Source organism: Amycolatopsis alkalitolerans (assembly GCF_006152065.1).
In the GTDB taxonomy this organism is placed as follows: Bacteria; Actinomycetota; Actinomycetes; order Mycobacteriales; family Pseudonocardiaceae; genus Amycolatopsis_E; species Amycolatopsis_E alkalitolerans.
On record NZ_VDFW01000016.1, the window covers coordinates 23,299 to 38,177 of the forward strand.

The window sequence follows — 14,879 nt, forward strand, 5'->3', positions numbered from 1 at the left end:
TTCAGTACTTCCTTCCAACAGACACGGGAATCCTCGCGCCGAACGGGTTTTCGGCGTGCCGGGTGAGTTCCTGGGCGGCGCGCACCGGGTCGCGGTGGCGGGCGAGCAGAGCCATCAGCAGGATCCGGGCTTGCGACGGGCGGAGCATCCCGGTGGGGACGGCGCCCGCTTCGATCAGGTCCACGCCGCCACCGTTGCCGTAGAGACCGGCGACGGGCCCGGCGTGCACGCGGGTGGAGAGCGCGACGACGATCCCGGCCGCGGTGTGCCGGGCGACGGCGTCACGGATCTCGTGGTTGGCGTTTCCGGCGCCGGTGGCTTCGAGCACCACACCGGCGGCCCCGGCCGCGACGACGGCGTCGAGCGCGGCGGTGTCGATGCCCGGGTACAGCGCGACGATGTCCACCCGGGCGTCCAGATCGGACAGTTCCACCCGCGGGCGCGGCGCGGGCGCGGCGGTGAACATCAGGGCACCCTCGCGGACCAGCCCGATCTGGCCGTTGTCCGGGCTGGAAAACGCCGCCGCGGCCAGGGTCTGCGTCTTGCGGGTGCCGCGCGCGGCGAACACCGCGCCGTCGAAGGTGATGAGCACACCACGACCACGGGCGCGTTCGTCGGCGGCGACGATGATGGCGTCGGCGAGGTTGCGGGGGCCGTCGGTGTCGGCCGCGTCGGCCGGCCGTTGCGCGCCCGTGAAGACCACCGGCCGCGGGTCGTCGTGCACGAGGTCGGCCAGGAAAGCGGTTTCTTCCATCGTGTCGGTGCCATGCGTGACGACGACACCCGACACCCCGTCCTCACCGAGGGCGCGGCGGGCCTCCCGCGCGATATCCGCCATGTCGGCCGGGGTGAGCAGGTAGCTGCCGACGCACAGCACGTCCCGGCCCTCGACCGGCACGGCGACATCGAACGGCAGCCGCCCGAGCAGCGTCTTCACCTCGTCACTGGCGAGGCTCGCGCCTCGCTCGTTCTGACGCGAGGCGATCGTCCCGCCCGTCGACAACACCACGACCTTGCCCACCAGGCATTCCCTCCTCTGAGTGACCACCGCGGTCACTTCTCGTTACCCAATCGTTTGGCCCAAACGTTTGGGTATCATGCACACGACGAGCGGCAGGAGTCAATTAACTCGCTGTTACGATCGTGAAAGTCGTGAAAACTTGCCGGAGGGCCAGCGCGAAAGTGGGCAGTGAGCACAAACCACCGGTCACGCTCCGCACGCTGGCCGACCAGCTGGGACTGCACGTCTCGACGGTGTCGCGCGTGCTGCACGCGAAGCCGGACGAGGGCGCCCGTGCCGCCTCGGAGGCGACCGTCGAGCGGATCCGCAAGCTGGCCGACGAGCTGGGCTACCGGCCGAACCCGCATGCGACGAGCCTGCGCACGCGCCGCAGCAACCTCGTCGGCGTGCTGGTGCCCCGGCTGTCGGACATCGTCCTCGCGACGATCTACGAAGGCATCGAGGAAGCGGCGGCCGAGCACGGCCTCTCGACCTTCGTCACCAACACCCGCGACGTGCCCGACGTGCAGCGCGCCCGCACCGAGATGGTGCTCGGCCGCCGCGTGGACGGCCTGATCTTCGGCGACGCCTACATCGACGCGGAGTTCCTGTCCGGCATCGCCGCGCGGGGTGTCCCGTTCGTGCTCGTGAGCCGCCGCGCGGGCGAGCATCCGTCGGTCACCTGCGACGACTACCAGGGCGGGCGGCTCGCGGCGGAGCACCTGCTGTCCCTAGGGCACCGCACGGTCGCGGTCGTCGCCGGCGAGCCGTATGCGAGCACCGGGATCGACCGCACAGCGGGTTTCGTGGACACCTACCGCGACGCCGGGGTGCCGGTCCCCGGGTCGAGGATCGTGCACACCCCGTTCGACGCGCGCGGCGGGCGGCTCGGCGCGGAGAAGCTGCTCACGCAGCATCCGCTGCCGTCCGCGATCTTCGCGGTCAACGACTTCGCCGCGATCGGCGCCATCGGCGCGGCGCGTGACCGCGGCCTGCGGGCCGGGACGGACCTCGCGGTCGTCGGCTTCAACGACACTCCCCTCGCCGCCGAACTGCCGATCCCGCTGACCACAATCCGCTCGCCGATGCATGAGATGGGCTATCGCGGTCTGTCGCTGCTGGTGCGTCTCATGGCCGGAGAGGACGTCGAGTCGCAGCGGCTCGCACCCACGCTGATGGTCCGCGCGTCAAGCACCGGCTGAGCGAAGCCGGGATCCGTCAGTGTCCGCGGGCGATCCATTCCTCGAGGTGCGGCGCCTCGGTGCCGATGGTGGTGCCGTCGCCATGACCGGTGTACACGCGGGTTTCCGCGGGCAGGGCGTACAACCGGTCCCGGATCGACGCGACGATCGTGGGGAAGTCGGAGAACGACCGGCCGGTGGCGCCGGGACCGCCGGAGAACAGGGTGTCCCCGGAGAACAGCGCCTTCGCCTCGGGCAGATACAGGCAGATCGAACCGGGCGAGTGTCCCGGCGTGTGGATCACTTCGAGCGTCGTGCCGCCGACGGCGATCCGCTCGCCGTCGGCCGTCTGCCAGAACGACTCCCCGGGATGGGTCATCTCCCACAGCTCCTGGTCACCGGGGTGCAGCAGGACCGGCGCGTACAGCTGCCTGCCGAGCTGCGGCGCGACGGTGACGTGGTCGTTGTGCCCGTGGGTGCACACGACGGCGACGACGTTGCGATCACCCACGGCCTCGGTGATCGACTTGCCGTCGTGCGCCGCGTCCACGATGACGACCTCGTCGTCGTCCCCGATCAGCCAGACGTTGTTGTCCACGTCCCACGTGCCGCCGTCGAGTTCGAAGACGCCGGTGGTGACGACGCGGTCGATCCGGAGGGAACTCACAGGATCACCACCGAACGCAGCACCTCGCCGGAATGCATGGTGTGGAAGGCTTTCTCGACGTCGTCGAGCCCGATGCGCTCGGTGACGAACTTCTCCAGCGGCAGCCTGCCCTGCAGGTGGAGGTCGACCAGCGCCGGGAAATCCCGCTCCGGCAGGCAATCCCCGTACCAGGAGGACTTCAGCGCACCGCCGCGCGAGAAGAAGTCCAGCAGCGGCATGTCCAGGCGCAGGTCGGGGGTCGGCACGCCGACGAGCACGACGGTGCCCGCCAGGTCCCGCGCGTAGAAGGCCTGCTTCCACGTCTCGGGGCGGCCGACCGCGTCGATGACCACGTCCGCGCCGAACCCACCGGTCAGCCCGGCGATCGCGGCGACCGGATCGGTGTCCGAGGCGTTGACGGTATGCGTGGCGCCCAGCTCAGCGGCCCACGCCAGCTTCTTCTCGTCCCGGTCTACCGCGATGATCGTGGACGCGCCCGCGAGCCGGGCACCGGCGACGGCCGCGTCACCGACGCCCCCGCAGCCGATGACCGCCACGGAATCCCCGCGGCCGACCGCGCCGGTGTTGACCGCTGCGCCCAGCCCGGCCATCACGCCACAGCCGAGCAGCCCCGCGACCGCGGGGTCCGCGGCCGGGTCGACCTTTGTGCACTGTCCGGAGTGGACAAGCGTCTTGTCCGCGAACGCGCCGATCCCGAGCGCGGGGGTGAGCTCGGTGCCGTCGGTGAGCGTCATCTTCTGGCTCGCGTTGAACGTGTCGAAGCAGTACTGGGGGAGCCCGCGCTTGCAGGCCCGGCACCGGCCACAGACCGCGCGCCAGTTGAGCACGACGAAATCACCCGGCTTCACCGACTCGACGCCTTCACCGACACTTTCCACGGTGCCGGCGGCCTCGTGGCCGAGCAGGAAGGGGAACTCGTCGTTGATCCCACCGTCCCGATAGGTCAGATCGGTGTGGCACACCCCACAGGCAGCAACCGCGACGACGACCTCCCCCGGTCCCGGATCGGGAATCACGATATCGACGAGCTCGACCATGGCCCCCTTCGAACGGGCGATCACACCGCGCACCTGCTGTGGCATCGGAACCGGCACCTCCATCACTTGGCGTTCAGCGAAAAGGCATGCGCCCCCACGCATACAGTCGCCACGCTAACCAGGGATGGTGTGCGCGCGACCTGGCCGTCGGGCCAGGGAAACCTCGACTTCCGACCAGGTAGCCCGGCGGCTACACTCAGCCGGATGCCCGACGCCAAGGCCCCGCAGGACACCAGCCTCGTCGCACTGCGGGAAGTGATCGACGGCGCGCTGCACGAGATAGCCGGCCGGTTCTCGCGGTTCCTGTCCGGCCGGTGGCCGCATACCGCCCTCGTCATCTTCACCCGCGAGTGCACCGGCCGGCCACGGAAGGTCGCCGGGGCGACCAAAATGATCAACAAGGTCACCATCGACGAGCTCGAACAGCTCAAGGCGGCCGTCGAACCCGGCCGTCCGCTGAGCACGACGGCCACGATCGCCGGGGCCGCCCGCACGGTGTGGGCCGTGCGGGATCCGGTGGGCACGCTGCTCGTGCTCGTTCCCCGTGCGAACGCGAAGCGGTTCCCGGAGCCCGCCGTTCTCGCCGAGATCTTCGGCATCGTCGCGACTTCGATCAGGCAGCAGGTCACGCAGGCGAGCCCCGACTATCTCGCCGAATCCCGCGCGGCGTCGAACGAACGGGCACGCACGATCGCGGAGATGGCGGCGGCGCACGAAGGCACGCTCGTCACGATCCTGACCACGCTGCGCTCCACCAGCCTCGGCGACCGCCGCGCCCGGCTCGCCGCCACCGAGTCCGCCTCCGCGGCGCTGGTGGCGCTGCGGTCCACTCAGGAGTCCGACCTGACGCTGTCCGCGGAGCCCGCACCGGCCGCGTTCGCCAAGCTGCGCAAGGAGATCCGTCAGATGCTGCGGCATCATCAGGCGAGAATCGAGTTCGTGTCCCCGCCGGACGCGGGGCGGCCGCTGCCCGGCGACGTCGCCTACGCCGCGCGCGCCATGACCAGGACGGCGGCGCTCGCCTTCACCGCGCAACCAGGAGTGGCGAGCCTGCGGATCGCCTGGCTCCTCGACGGCGCGAGCCTGCGCGTCGACATGCGCGAGCGCGACTCCGGCCGCCTCGACGTGACCGCCCTGCACCACCAGCTCGACGGCCGGGCCCGCACCCTCGGGGCGACGATCGGCCTGGACGCGGTACCGGACTGGGGCAGCCGCGCCACCATCGAACTCCCGCTGGAATCCACCTCGGACCACGAGCGCGACGACCGGCTGTCGAGACTCAACCGGCGAGAGCTGGACGTACTGCGCCTGCTGGCCCGCGGTACCCGCAACAAGGCGATCGCGACGGAGCTGGGCGTCACCGAAAGCACCGTCAAGTTCCACGTCACCGGCGTGCTGAAGAAGCTGGAGGTCGCCTCGCGCGGCGAGGCGGCCGCGCTCGCCCTGAAGGCCGGAATCGCACAATAACCGGCACCGGTCCAGGTGCCGCGCCTGACGCGGAGCTCAGGCGAGGAAGCGGGCTGCGGTCAAGGTCAGCCCGCCGATGGCGATCAGCCACGTGTACGGCAGCGTGCGCGTCATCAGCTTCTCCGGCCGGACGCCGGCGAACTCGGCGCTCCACACCGTCTGCGTGCTGGTCGGGTCGGACACGCCAAGGAGCTGGTTGTAGGAAGCCATGATGCCGAGCACCGCCTGCGCCGGGTAGACGTGGCCCGCCAGCAGCACCCCGGCCACCCCGGCGCCCATGCCGTAGATGTTGAAGGGCCCGCGGTAAAGGCACAGCGGCGCGAGCACACCGAGCACCACGACGAACAGCACCGGGTTGTGCGGCGTGATCGCGGTGACGAGCGGGCCGAGCGCGTGCACCACCCCGGGCAGCTTGACCGCCTGCAGGAGTATCCCGATCGCGACGAACAGCATCGCCGGGGCCGCGGCGACTTCGAAACCGCGGAACGCCGTGCGCAGTGCCGTCGGGCCGAGTTTGCCGGGCCGCGTGGTGGTCAGCAGCGCGTACAGGATCCCGATCAGCAGGGCCGGCACGATCGGCACGTCCAGCACGAGGGCCAGCAGGATCGGCACGAGCGGGGTGAGCAGCGAGTACCAGGGCGCGTCCGGCCTGGCCCGCGCGGACCTGCCCGGCGTCTCGGTGCGCATCGCCCAGGCGTGCAAGGTGCCACGGCGGCGCGCCTCGATGAGCACGTAGGCCAGCCCGAGGACCAGCACTATCGGGAACAGCGTGAGCTGGAAGTCCCGCACCGCCGACACCGGCACGCCGACCGCCTGGGACAGGAACTGCCACGAGAACAGCTCGAACGGGATCCCGGCCGACAGACCGACGACCACCACCCCCGCGGCCGTCACCGGCGGCAGGCCGATGCCGATCAGGGCGGGGATGGCGATCAGCCCGATGAGCATGGCCGCGGGCGCCGAACCGGTCACCGTGCCGGTCAGGGTCGCGGCCAGGAACACGCCGACCGCGACGCCGTAGGGCCGGTCGCCGCCGAGCTCGACGGTTTTCCGGACCACTGTGGACGCGATGCCGGTGTGGTCCATCAGCGCGCCCAGCCACGAGCCGAGGATGATCGCGATGATCGTCGACGCGAGCGAGGCCGACCCGGTCTGCAGGATGCCTTCGCCGATACTGTTCTTGCCACTCACCAGCGGCGCGCCGGCGATCAGTCCGATCACGACGGCCAGCAGCACCAGGGCGAACGCGGTGGGGAGCTTCCGGCTGAGGATCAGGGCGACACACGCCGCCATCACGACGAGGATGAGCACGGCCATCAGACGGCGTCCTTTCCGGTGCGCGCGCCGGCGGCGACGGCCAGCGCGGCGGTGAGGAGAAGTGGTGAACGGCCGAGCCCGCAGGCCTGGTGCGCGTATCCGTGCGCGAACAGCTCCGGAGTCCCGCTGATGTGCGCGTAGCGGCGGTAGCGGCCGAGCCGCAGCGCGCGCACGCCGAGCCGTTCTCGCAGCGCGCGGGCCGCGGCGCCGTGCAGCCTCCCGTGCCCGACTTCGTGCGCGACGGCCGCTTCACGGAGCACGCCCGCCGGGTACCACTCCGCCCAGCCGAGCCGCTCCACGAGCGCGCCGGCGAGTTCAAGGACGTCGTCGTGCAGCCGGATCTCGTGCCGGCGCTCGGAGTATTCGGCGACGACGACCCAGCCTGGACGCAGCCCCGCCCGGTCGGTCACCACGGTGAACCCGCCCTCGGCACCCGATTCCGAGCGTGCCGCGTCGTGTCCGGCTTCGGTCGCGACGGCCGCCCACCGGCTCAGCACCGCGCGCTCCCGGTGCGCGTGGACCTGCTGGTCGCTGAGGAAGCGAGTAGCCAGCTCGACGTCGTCGAGCCCGGCGAGCCGGGCGCACCGGCGCAGCACCGCCGAGCCCACGGCCGCGGTCACGCCCTGGCCTCCGAGATCAGGGCGACCGGCTCGTCGGCTTCCCGGCCGGCGAACTCGGTCTCGGCCACCCCGAGGACCTGTTCGGCCTTCGTCATCCCGGCGAGGTTGACGATCCGGCCGCCGAGCAGCAGATGCAGCGCGGGCAGCCGGGCACCGCCGTCGCCGTACTCGGTCAGCTCCTCCAGCGCGGCGCCGAGCAGCTCGCGCCCCGCACCACACGTCGCGACCCGGACCTGGCCGTCCGGTGCCTGGAAACGCACCACACCTTCGCGGTCGACCACCCGCAACGGGACGCCCTTGCGGCGCGACAGCCGGATCGGTCCTCGCCGCTCGCCGAGCACGCCGTATACGCGGTAGTGCCGGGTCTCCGCGAGCAGCCGGAGGCCGGCCGCGTCGGCGCGCGCGCTTTCCGCCGCGGTGGCGCGGGCCTGCTCCTCGGCGACGGGCCCGTCGCCGACGTCCTTCGTCCGGAGTTCGGTGGCGCCCGTCGCGACCGCCCGCACGGTGTTGCGCCGCGGATCGACGACGACGTCCACCTCCACCGACTCGGCCCGGGCGCCTTGGGCGACCACAGCCTGTTCGGCCTCCCGCCGGATGGCGAGCACGTCCGCCTGGCCGGGATCGGGCACGACCCGTTCGACCTGCTCGCGCACCATCGCCAGGGCCACGCCGATCGGGCTGATCACCTCGTTGTGCGCGGCGATACGGGAGGCCGCACCCAGCTCCGCGGCGAGGAACGGGGTGACCGACGCCGCTCCGCCTCCGCCGCCGACCAGCACCAGGGAGCGGCGGTCCAGGCGGTACTCCCTGACCAGCGACTCCACCATGTCCCGGACCGGTCGCACGGCGGCGCGCAGAACCTCCCGCGCCGCTTCGGCGACGCTCACGCCGAGCGACTTCGCCAGCGGCGCGAACGCCAGCCGCGCCGCCGCCGGATCCGCGTGCGCGTAGTCGGTTTCCGGCACCAGCTCCAGCGCGAGGGCCGCGCACGAGGTCGTCAGGGCGAACCGGCCACCCTCGCCATCGACGGCAACGTAGTCGTCGGGGTCGCCTTCCTTCGGGCGCACGCTGACGAGTTCGGCGCCGCGCAGCGCCGCCGGATCGGCGTAACCGGCATAGCTCAACCCGGCGATGTGGGCGCTGCGAGGGCCGGCCTCGGTGACCTTCCCACCGCGCACCCGGATCAGCGAACCGCCGCCGACCCCGATCGTGCGGACGTCCAGCGAGGTCAGGAAGGTGCGGTAACCGCCGATCTCGGCGTGCCGGACCGCGACCCTGCCGCGCCGGATCACGCTGATGTCGGTCGACGTGCCGCCGGTCTCCAGGAAGATCCCTTCGCCGATCCGCTCGCTCATCAGCGCGCCGGCCACCCCGGCCGCCGGTCCGGACAGCACGGTCAGCAGCGGCCGGCGGCGCATCTGCTCCAGGTCCATCACCCCGCCGTCGCAGCGCATCACCATCAGCGGCGACGTGATCCCGGCCGCCTTGATGCTCTTGTCCACCAGCTCGGCGGTGCCGAGCATGCGGGGCAGGATGCTGGCGTTGATCACCGCGGTGCGCACCCGGGTCTTCAGCCCGTACAGCTTGGTGATCTCGTGACTGGTCGAGGCGATCGCACCCAGCTCCCTGGCGCAGCTCGCGGCCGCGTCCTCACCGGCGGGATCGTCCACACTGAACGCTTCCGCGGCCACGACGACCTCGCTACCCTCGCCCACCAGCCGCCGCACCGCTTCGCCGACCGCGGCCCCCGCGCCCGGGGCGTGCGCGTAGCTCGTGCGCAGGTGTTTGCCCCGCGCCAGCTCGATGTCGTGGCCGCGGGCCAGCCGCCGGGTCCGCCAGCCGGTGAACCCGCGGCCGAGGCCGACGATCCCGACGTGCGCGACGTCGCCTTCCAGCAGGGCGTTGGTGGCCTGCGTGGTGCCGTGCGCGAGGAACCCGACGTCCCCGGAGGCATGCCCGGACCGCGCCAGCAGCGCGGTCAGCGCTTCGACGATGCCGTGGGCCACGCCCTCGGGATGGTGGTGTGTCGTCGGGACCTTGACCTGGCCGACGAGCTCGAGCGTCTGGGCGTCGATCGCGACGGCATCGGTGAACGTGCCGCCGACATCGATGCCGACGCGGATCCGTGCTGGCATGTGCGCCACCTCCTTGTGGTGCCAGCCCGCTAGGGCGCGGGTTGTGGACTGCTGGCCGGCCCGGTCGTCCGGCCCAGGTAAACGCCCCCGGCAAGCAGCGCACGCTGCAGTTCGCCGACGGGGACTTCGCGGGGGGTGACCCCCAGTCGCGCCGCGAGGGCGGCCGCCGTGCCCGCGGCCTCTCCGGTGGCGAACGCCGGGGGCATCACCCGGATCGCGGCGAGCGCCTCGTGCGTCGCGGACAGGCAGCGCCCGGCCACGAGCAACTGGTCGATCCGCACCGGCACGAGCGAGCGGTACGGGATCTCGTAGGCGTTCGCGGTCCCCCACGAATCGTCGACGCCGCCGCCGGCACCCGTCGGGTCGTGGATGTCGACCGGGTAGCCGCACAGCGCCACGACGTCGTCGAAATGCGTGCCGCGTTGCAGGTCGGCCAGCGACAGCACGTGTTCCCCGACGATCCGCCGCGTTTCCCGGACGCCGATCGTGGCGGCCGTGTCGAGCAGTTCGCACTCGGCGAACCCGGGCAGTTCCGCCCGGAAGAACCGCACCAGCCGGTCGACCTGGTCGCGCCCCGCCAGCTCGGCAGCGGTCAGGTCGGCGACGTCGGTGCCGTCCCGCCCGAGGATCCGGGTGGTGTTGATCCGCCACACCCCCCGCCGCAAGGTCTTGTACATGCCGACGCCGCGCCGGGGCGCCGGGAACCGGCCCTCGGCGGTGGCCGCGGCGACGATGGAGGCGAACGGGCGGAAGTCGTCCGGATGACCGCGCACGTACTCCTCGACGCGTTCGTCGTCGACACCGCGCACCCGGAAGAACAGGGTCATGGGCTGGGTCAGCCCGTCGGATTCCCGGCCCGTGACCGACTCGGCCCCGGCGGCGACCGCGACGTCGGCGTCCGCCGAGCAGTCCACCACGACCCGCGCCGGATACAGGCGCAGCCCGCTCTTGCTCGCGCACACCACACCGGTCACCGCGCCGCCTTCGGTGCACACGTCCGCGACGAAGCTGTGCAGCAGCAGCTCGACCCCGGCCTCCTGGCACATCCGCTCGGCGACCAGCTTCACCGCCTCCGGCTCGAACGGGGTGACCTTGTCGTGGCCGAACTCGATGAACCCGCTGTACGCGCTGCCCGCCGGGATCTCGCTGGGGTGGCGGGCCTGGCCCAGCTCCGCCATCCGCCGCACGAGCTCGTCGAACACGCCCCGGATCAGCTGCTCCGAGCCGTCCAGCGAAAAGGACGTCATGCAGGGGCCGACCAGTCCCGCGGTGAGGTTCCCGCCGAGGTAGCCGTACCGTTCGACCAGCCGGGTGCGCGCACCCGAGCGGGCCGCGGCGATCGCCGCGGCGATACCGGCCGGGCCGCCACCGACCACGAGCACGTCGACCGGTGGTGCGACCGGAACGCGCCGCGAATACTCCACAGTGGACGGTTCGATGGACACGCTCAATACCCCTTCACTTCGGGCCAGGCCAGTTCGACGCCGTGGCTGAGCAGCTCCGACTGGAACTCGGCCAGCAGCCGCGGGTCGCCGTGCACCTGGTGCGGCTGCCTGCGGTGGGCGAGGCAGTGCGCGGCGAGTGCGCCCGCGGCCTCGCCGATGTTCCATTCGACCGGGTGCAGCCGGTAGCAGCCGTTGGTGATGTGCGTGGTTCCGATGTTCTTCGCCGCGGGCAGCAGGTTGCGCAGCCGGACGGGAAGCAGCGCGCCGAGCGGGATCTGGAACGGGAGGCTGCCCACGTCGATGTAGTTGTCGCCGCCCGTCGAGGGGTGCAGGTCGATGCGATACGAGCCGACACCGACCGAGTCGGCATACCGGGTGGCGCCGCGTTCGCCTCGCACGGCAAGGGAAACGTCGTTCTCGGTGACGGTGCGAACAGCCTCGATCCGCCGGCTTTCCCTGATATAAGGGGCTTTCGCCAGGCCGTCGTCAGTGCCGACGATGTCCGGCCGGAGGCGCAGACCGGGAAAACCGGTGCCGCCGTCCGGGCGCGGCGCTTCGGTCTGCAGCCAGTACAGCAGGCTCAGCGACAGCTGCCGCGCCTGGTCGAGGTGACGCCCAGCGGTGTCCGCGTCGACCTCGATCACGTTGCCGAGCCAGTAGTCGTTCATCGGCCAGTTCACGAGCGTGACGTCCGAGTCGAACGCGCCGGGCACATGGTTCGCGACGGCGATGATGCGCCGGAACAGCCACAAGCCGCGGTCGCCCTGGTCCTGGCTCTGGTCGGCGTCGACGCTCGTCGTGTCTTCGCCCGGGTTGGGCACGAAGGTCCGTTCGGAGACCTCGAGCGTGCGCGGGTCGGGCGCCTTCAGCCCGAGGAGCGGGCCTGGCCAGAACTCGGGCTGGTAGTTGCGCCAGAACCCGTACTCGCGAGGCCGGTCGATGACATGGTCTTCACCTTCACGGTGGTCCACTGCGAAGCAGAACGTGATGCCCTGCATGTTGTCCGGCCGCGCGACCGACGGCGCGCGCGGCTCGCCGTGCCGGTCCTGACTCTCCGCCCCGGTCACGTACTCCGCGCCGGCCAGCGGCAGCAGGTCGCCACCCTCGGTGGCGTCGAGCACGTAGTCCGCTTGCACGGTAAGGGTTTCACCGCCGGGCGCGCGCAGGGTCACCGCACGGACCAGGTCACCGTCCACTTCGGCCGCCACCGGCGAATGTCCGATCAGGACGGTCAGGCGGCCGGCCGCGCGATGCGGCGCGAGCATCGACTCGAGGACGGCCAGCGCGACCCGGGGCTCGTGGCACAGCTTGCTCACCCTGCCCGCGCCGGGGTTGAGGTGCCGCGTCGCCCGGGCGGCCTCGGTGAGCGGGTAGTGATCGCGGTAGTAGCCGCGGATACCGTCGCGGAGCCGGCGGTAGGACGCGGTGGCCCCGAACTGTTCGATCCACGGGTGCTCGTCGGGCGGCACCGCCTGGCTCGTCAGCTGCCCGCCCAGCCAGTCGGTGGGCTCGGTGAGCACGACGTGACGGCCGGCCCGGCACGCGGCGAGCGCGGCGGCCACGCCACCGACGCCGCCTCCGACGACGAGCACTTCGGTACGGATTTCGGTCACAGCTCCCCCATTTCGGCGGTACGGGCGGCGCGCGGCGCCGCGGTCGTGCTGCCCTCGACCGGTGTGCAGGCCAGCAGCTCCTGCCTGCCCGCGGCGCGGTCACCGGACAACAGGGCGATCAGCATGCGCGCGGCGCGACGGCCCATTTCCCTTCGTGGCAGGGCGAAACCGGTCACCACCGGTTCACCGGGACGCTGGTAGACCTCCTCGCCGAGCATCGCGAGCGAGAAGTCGCCGGGACAGCCGAGCCCGGCCGATTCGGCGGCGGAGCGCAGCGCGCCGGCCGCCGCCTGCGTGTCGGTCGCTTCCACGACCAGTGCCGTGGCACCTTCGGCGAGCCAGGCCCGCAGGCGGTCCGGGCCGAGATCGCCGCCGTCGGTCCGGATCACCTCGCCCCGCAGCCCCGTCTCCCGCAGCCCCAGCCGGAAACCGTCTTCCCGGTCTACGGAGGCCACCGCCTGGTCGGGTTCGCGGACGTAGTAGACGCGCCGGTGGCCCAGCGCGGCCAGTTCGGCGACGACGTCGGCCGAAGCCCGCACGTAGTCGGCACCGACGTAGGGCAACCGGGTGCCCACGCTGTCGTTGCGACCGAGGTAGACGATCGGGAACTCGTCGTCGAGCAGCCGGGCCAGTTCGTCCGCCGGCGCGTGACGTCCGATGAGGACACAGCCGTCGGCCAGCCGTAACCGGTTCAGGCCGGTGCTGTCCGGCTCGCCGCCCGAGCCGGTGAACAGCAGCAGGTCGTACCCCTGCGCGGCGGCCTCCTCTTCGACGCCGACCAGGAACGGGTAGTAGGAGTTGCGGAAGTCGACCGGGAAGGTGGCCATGAACGTGTACACGCCGAGCAGGCGGTTGTTGCGCAAGACCAGCCGGCGCGCGGCGGGATCGGCGACATAGCCCAGTTCCCTGGCCGCGTCCATGACCCGCTTGCGGGTTTCCGGCGCGAGCGCGAGCGCGGTCTCCGAACCCCCGAGGACCAGCGACACGGTCGCCTGGGAGACCCCGGCGATGCGGGCGATGTCGGCCTGCCGGGGACGGCCCCCGCGACGTCCGGTCATCGCAGCATCAGCCCACCGTCGACGTCGAGCGCCGCCCCGTGGACGAACGAAGCGCCCGGGGAGGACAGGAACAACGCGGCCGCGGCCATGTCGCCGGGCCGTCCCATCCGGCCGACCGGGATGGCCGTCGCGATGCGCTGCTTGAGCTCGGCCGGCACGGCGGCGTGCATCGGGGTGTCGGACGGACCCGGCACGAGCGCGTTGACCCGCACGCCGGTCGAGGCGAACTCCCTGGCCAGCGACTTGACCAGGGACAGCACGCCCGCCTTGCTCGCCGCGTACGCCGAGTCGGCGATCAGGCCGCCCCCACCACGGAAGCCGGCGTCCGACGCCACGAGCACGACGGTGCCCGAGCCGGCCTTCTCCATGTGCCGGAGCGCGGCCTGAGCCACGACGAAGGCGCCGACCAGGTTGATGTCGAGCACCCGCCGCCAGTGCGCGGCGTCCGCCTCGCGGGAATGGCAGGCGGTGATGACGGCGGCACAGTGCAGCACGTGGTCGAGGCGGCCGGTCTCTTCGACGATCCCGTCCACCGCCCGCGCGACGGCCGATTCGTCGGTCACGTCGAGCACGAGGGCCGTGGCTCCGGGCACGGCCGCTTCGCGCACCCCGTCCTCGTCGCGGTCGGCCAGGACGACCCGTGCCCCACACGCGGCGAACGCCTGCGCGGCCGCCAGCCCCATTCCGCCCGCCGCCCCGGTCACGAGCGCGACCCGGCCGGCGAAGCCGTCCGACGCGAACGCGCGGCACTCGGGAGCCAACCCGGCCCCGTTGCTGGTGCTCATTGCCTCTCGTTTCATTAATGCGTATTAATTAACAACTTTCGGAAATTTTGACCCGGCCGGAACCGATCTGTCAACCCTCGCCGACCACGGCCGCCGATGAACGCTCCACTGTGGACGATCCTCGTCTGAAGGGCGCGCGGACCTCACGAGTCCCCGTCCCTCGACCCGTCGAACTGGCGGCTGCCGGAGCGGGACCCGGCCGTCCGCGCGAAGCAGTTCGCCCCCCTCGCCGGCTCAGCCCTCCGCGACGGCATGCCCCTTACGCGGCAGAGGAGCGTGGTGCAGTATGTTGACCTGCAGCTTCAGCGATGTCGGCGCCACGTGATGCCGCTGGGGGCCGGTAGCTCAGTTGGTTAGAGCAGGGGACTCATAATCCCTTGGCCGCGGGTTCGAGCCCCGCCCGGCCCACCTGGTTTGACCTGGGTAAACACTTCGCAGCAGATGCCTCGAAGTTGATCTTTGGGTGCAAGTTGCGGACCTGTGCCACCCCGTGCCGACAATGCGACCAGCCTCGACCACATCCCGTGCAGCATCTCGACGCTAACATCGCTCCG

The 14,879-nt window shown here is 71.7% G+C and carries 12 protein-coding genes and 1 tRNA gene; 3 read left to right on the plus strand and 10 right to left on the minus strand.

Going from position 1 to position 14,879, the window contains the following annotated elements; all coding sequences use genetic code 11:
* Window position 1: 1 nt before the first annotated feature.
* Window positions 2-1,021 carry an asparaginase gene (locus tag FG385_RS18705; RefSeq protein WP_139098058.1) on the minus strand — a complete coding sequence of 340 codons (1,020 nt, stop codon included), beginning with the start codon at window positions 1,019-1,021 and terminating at the stop codon, window positions 2-4.
* A gap of 131 nt (window positions 1,022-1,152) precedes the next feature.
* On the opposite strand from FG385_RS18705, the gene FG385_RS18710 reads away from it, so the two are divergent.
* Complete coding sequence (locus tag FG385_RS18710; protein WP_235022650.1) at window positions 1,153-2,202, plus strand: LacI family DNA-binding transcriptional regulator; 1,050 nt, start codon at window positions 1,153-1,155, stop codon at window positions 2,200-2,202.
* 16 nt (window positions 2,203-2,218) lie between these two features.
* Here the strand turns inward: FG385_RS18710 and FG385_RS18715 are convergent, their stop codons facing one another.
* Both FG385_RS18715 and FG385_RS18720 read right to left on the minus strand, forming a co-directional pair.
* A complete protein-coding gene (locus FG385_RS18715) occupies window positions 2,219-2,848 on the minus strand; it encodes an MBL fold metallo-hydrolase (protein ID WP_139098059.1) in 630 nt (209 codons plus the stop codon).
* Entirely contained in the window at window positions 2,845-3,930 is a 1,086-nt protein-coding gene (locus tag FG385_RS18720; RefSeq protein ID WP_139098060.1) for an S-(hydroxymethyl)mycothiol dehydrogenase, read from the minus strand. The genes FG385_RS18715 and FG385_RS18720 overlap by 4 nt, the downstream gene beginning before the upstream one ends.
* A gap of 159 nt (window positions 3,931-4,089) precedes the next feature.
* On the opposite strand from FG385_RS18720, the gene FG385_RS18725 reads away from it, so the two are divergent.
* The gene (locus FG385_RS18725) at window positions 4,090-5,352 is read left to right on the plus strand and encodes a LuxR C-terminal-related transcriptional regulator (protein ID WP_139098061.1); all 1,263 of its coding nucleotides are present in this window, start codon (window positions 4,090-4,092) and stop codon (window positions 5,350-5,352) included.
* Between the two features lie 36 nt (window positions 5,353-5,388).
* Here the strand turns inward: FG385_RS18725 and FG385_RS18730 are convergent, their stop codons facing one another.
* The 7 genes from FG385_RS18730 to FG385_RS18760 are packed head-to-tail and all read right to left on the minus strand — an operon-like array spanning window position 5,389 to window position 14,325.
* On the minus strand, window positions 5,389-6,669 hold the full coding sequence (locus FG385_RS18730) for a transporter (protein ID WP_139098062.1): 1,281 nt from the start codon (window positions 6,667-6,669) through the stop codon (window positions 5,389-5,391).
* On the minus strand, window positions 6,669-7,289 hold the full coding sequence (locus tag FG385_RS18735) for a hypothetical protein (protein WP_200834525.1): 621 nt from the start codon (window positions 7,287-7,289) through the stop codon (window positions 6,669-6,671). Before FG385_RS18735 ends, FG385_RS18730 begins: the two co-directional genes overlap by 1 nt.
* Window positions 7,286-9,424: a hydantoinase/oxoprolinase family protein gene (locus FG385_RS18740; protein ID WP_139098063.1), complete on the minus strand. Its 2,139-nt coding sequence runs from the start codon at window positions 9,422-9,424 to the stop codon at window positions 7,286-7,288. The genes FG385_RS18735 and FG385_RS18740 overlap by 4 nt, the downstream gene beginning before the upstream one ends.
* A gap of 29 nt (window positions 9,425-9,453) precedes the next feature.
* Window positions 9,454-10,869, minus strand: a complete 1,416-nt coding sequence (locus FG385_RS18745) for an FAD-dependent oxidoreductase (RefSeq protein ID WP_200834526.1) — start codon at window positions 10,867-10,869, stop codon at window positions 9,454-9,456.
* A gap of 2 nt (window positions 10,870-10,871) precedes the next feature.
* Entirely contained in the window at window positions 10,872-12,482 is a 1,611-nt protein-coding gene (locus tag FG385_RS18750; RefSeq protein WP_139098064.1) for an FAD-dependent oxidoreductase, read from the minus strand.
* Window positions 12,479-13,540, minus strand: a complete 1,062-nt coding sequence (locus tag FG385_RS18755) for a LacI family DNA-binding transcriptional regulator (protein WP_139098065.1) — start codon at window positions 13,538-13,540, stop codon at window positions 12,479-12,481. Before FG385_RS18755 ends, FG385_RS18750 begins: the two co-directional genes overlap by 4 nt.
* Window positions 13,537-14,325: an SDR family NAD(P)-dependent oxidoreductase gene (locus FG385_RS18760; protein ID WP_139098066.1), complete on the minus strand. Its 789-nt coding sequence runs from the start codon at window positions 14,323-14,325 to the stop codon at window positions 13,537-13,539. Before FG385_RS18760 ends, FG385_RS18755 begins: the two co-directional genes overlap by 4 nt.
* 334 nt (window positions 14,326-14,659) lie before the next feature.
* On the opposite strand from FG385_RS18760, the gene FG385_RS18765 reads away from it, so the two are divergent.
* A tRNA-Ile gene (locus tag FG385_RS18765) sits at window positions 14,660-14,733 on the plus strand.
* Window positions 14,734-14,879: the final 146 nt, after the last annotated feature.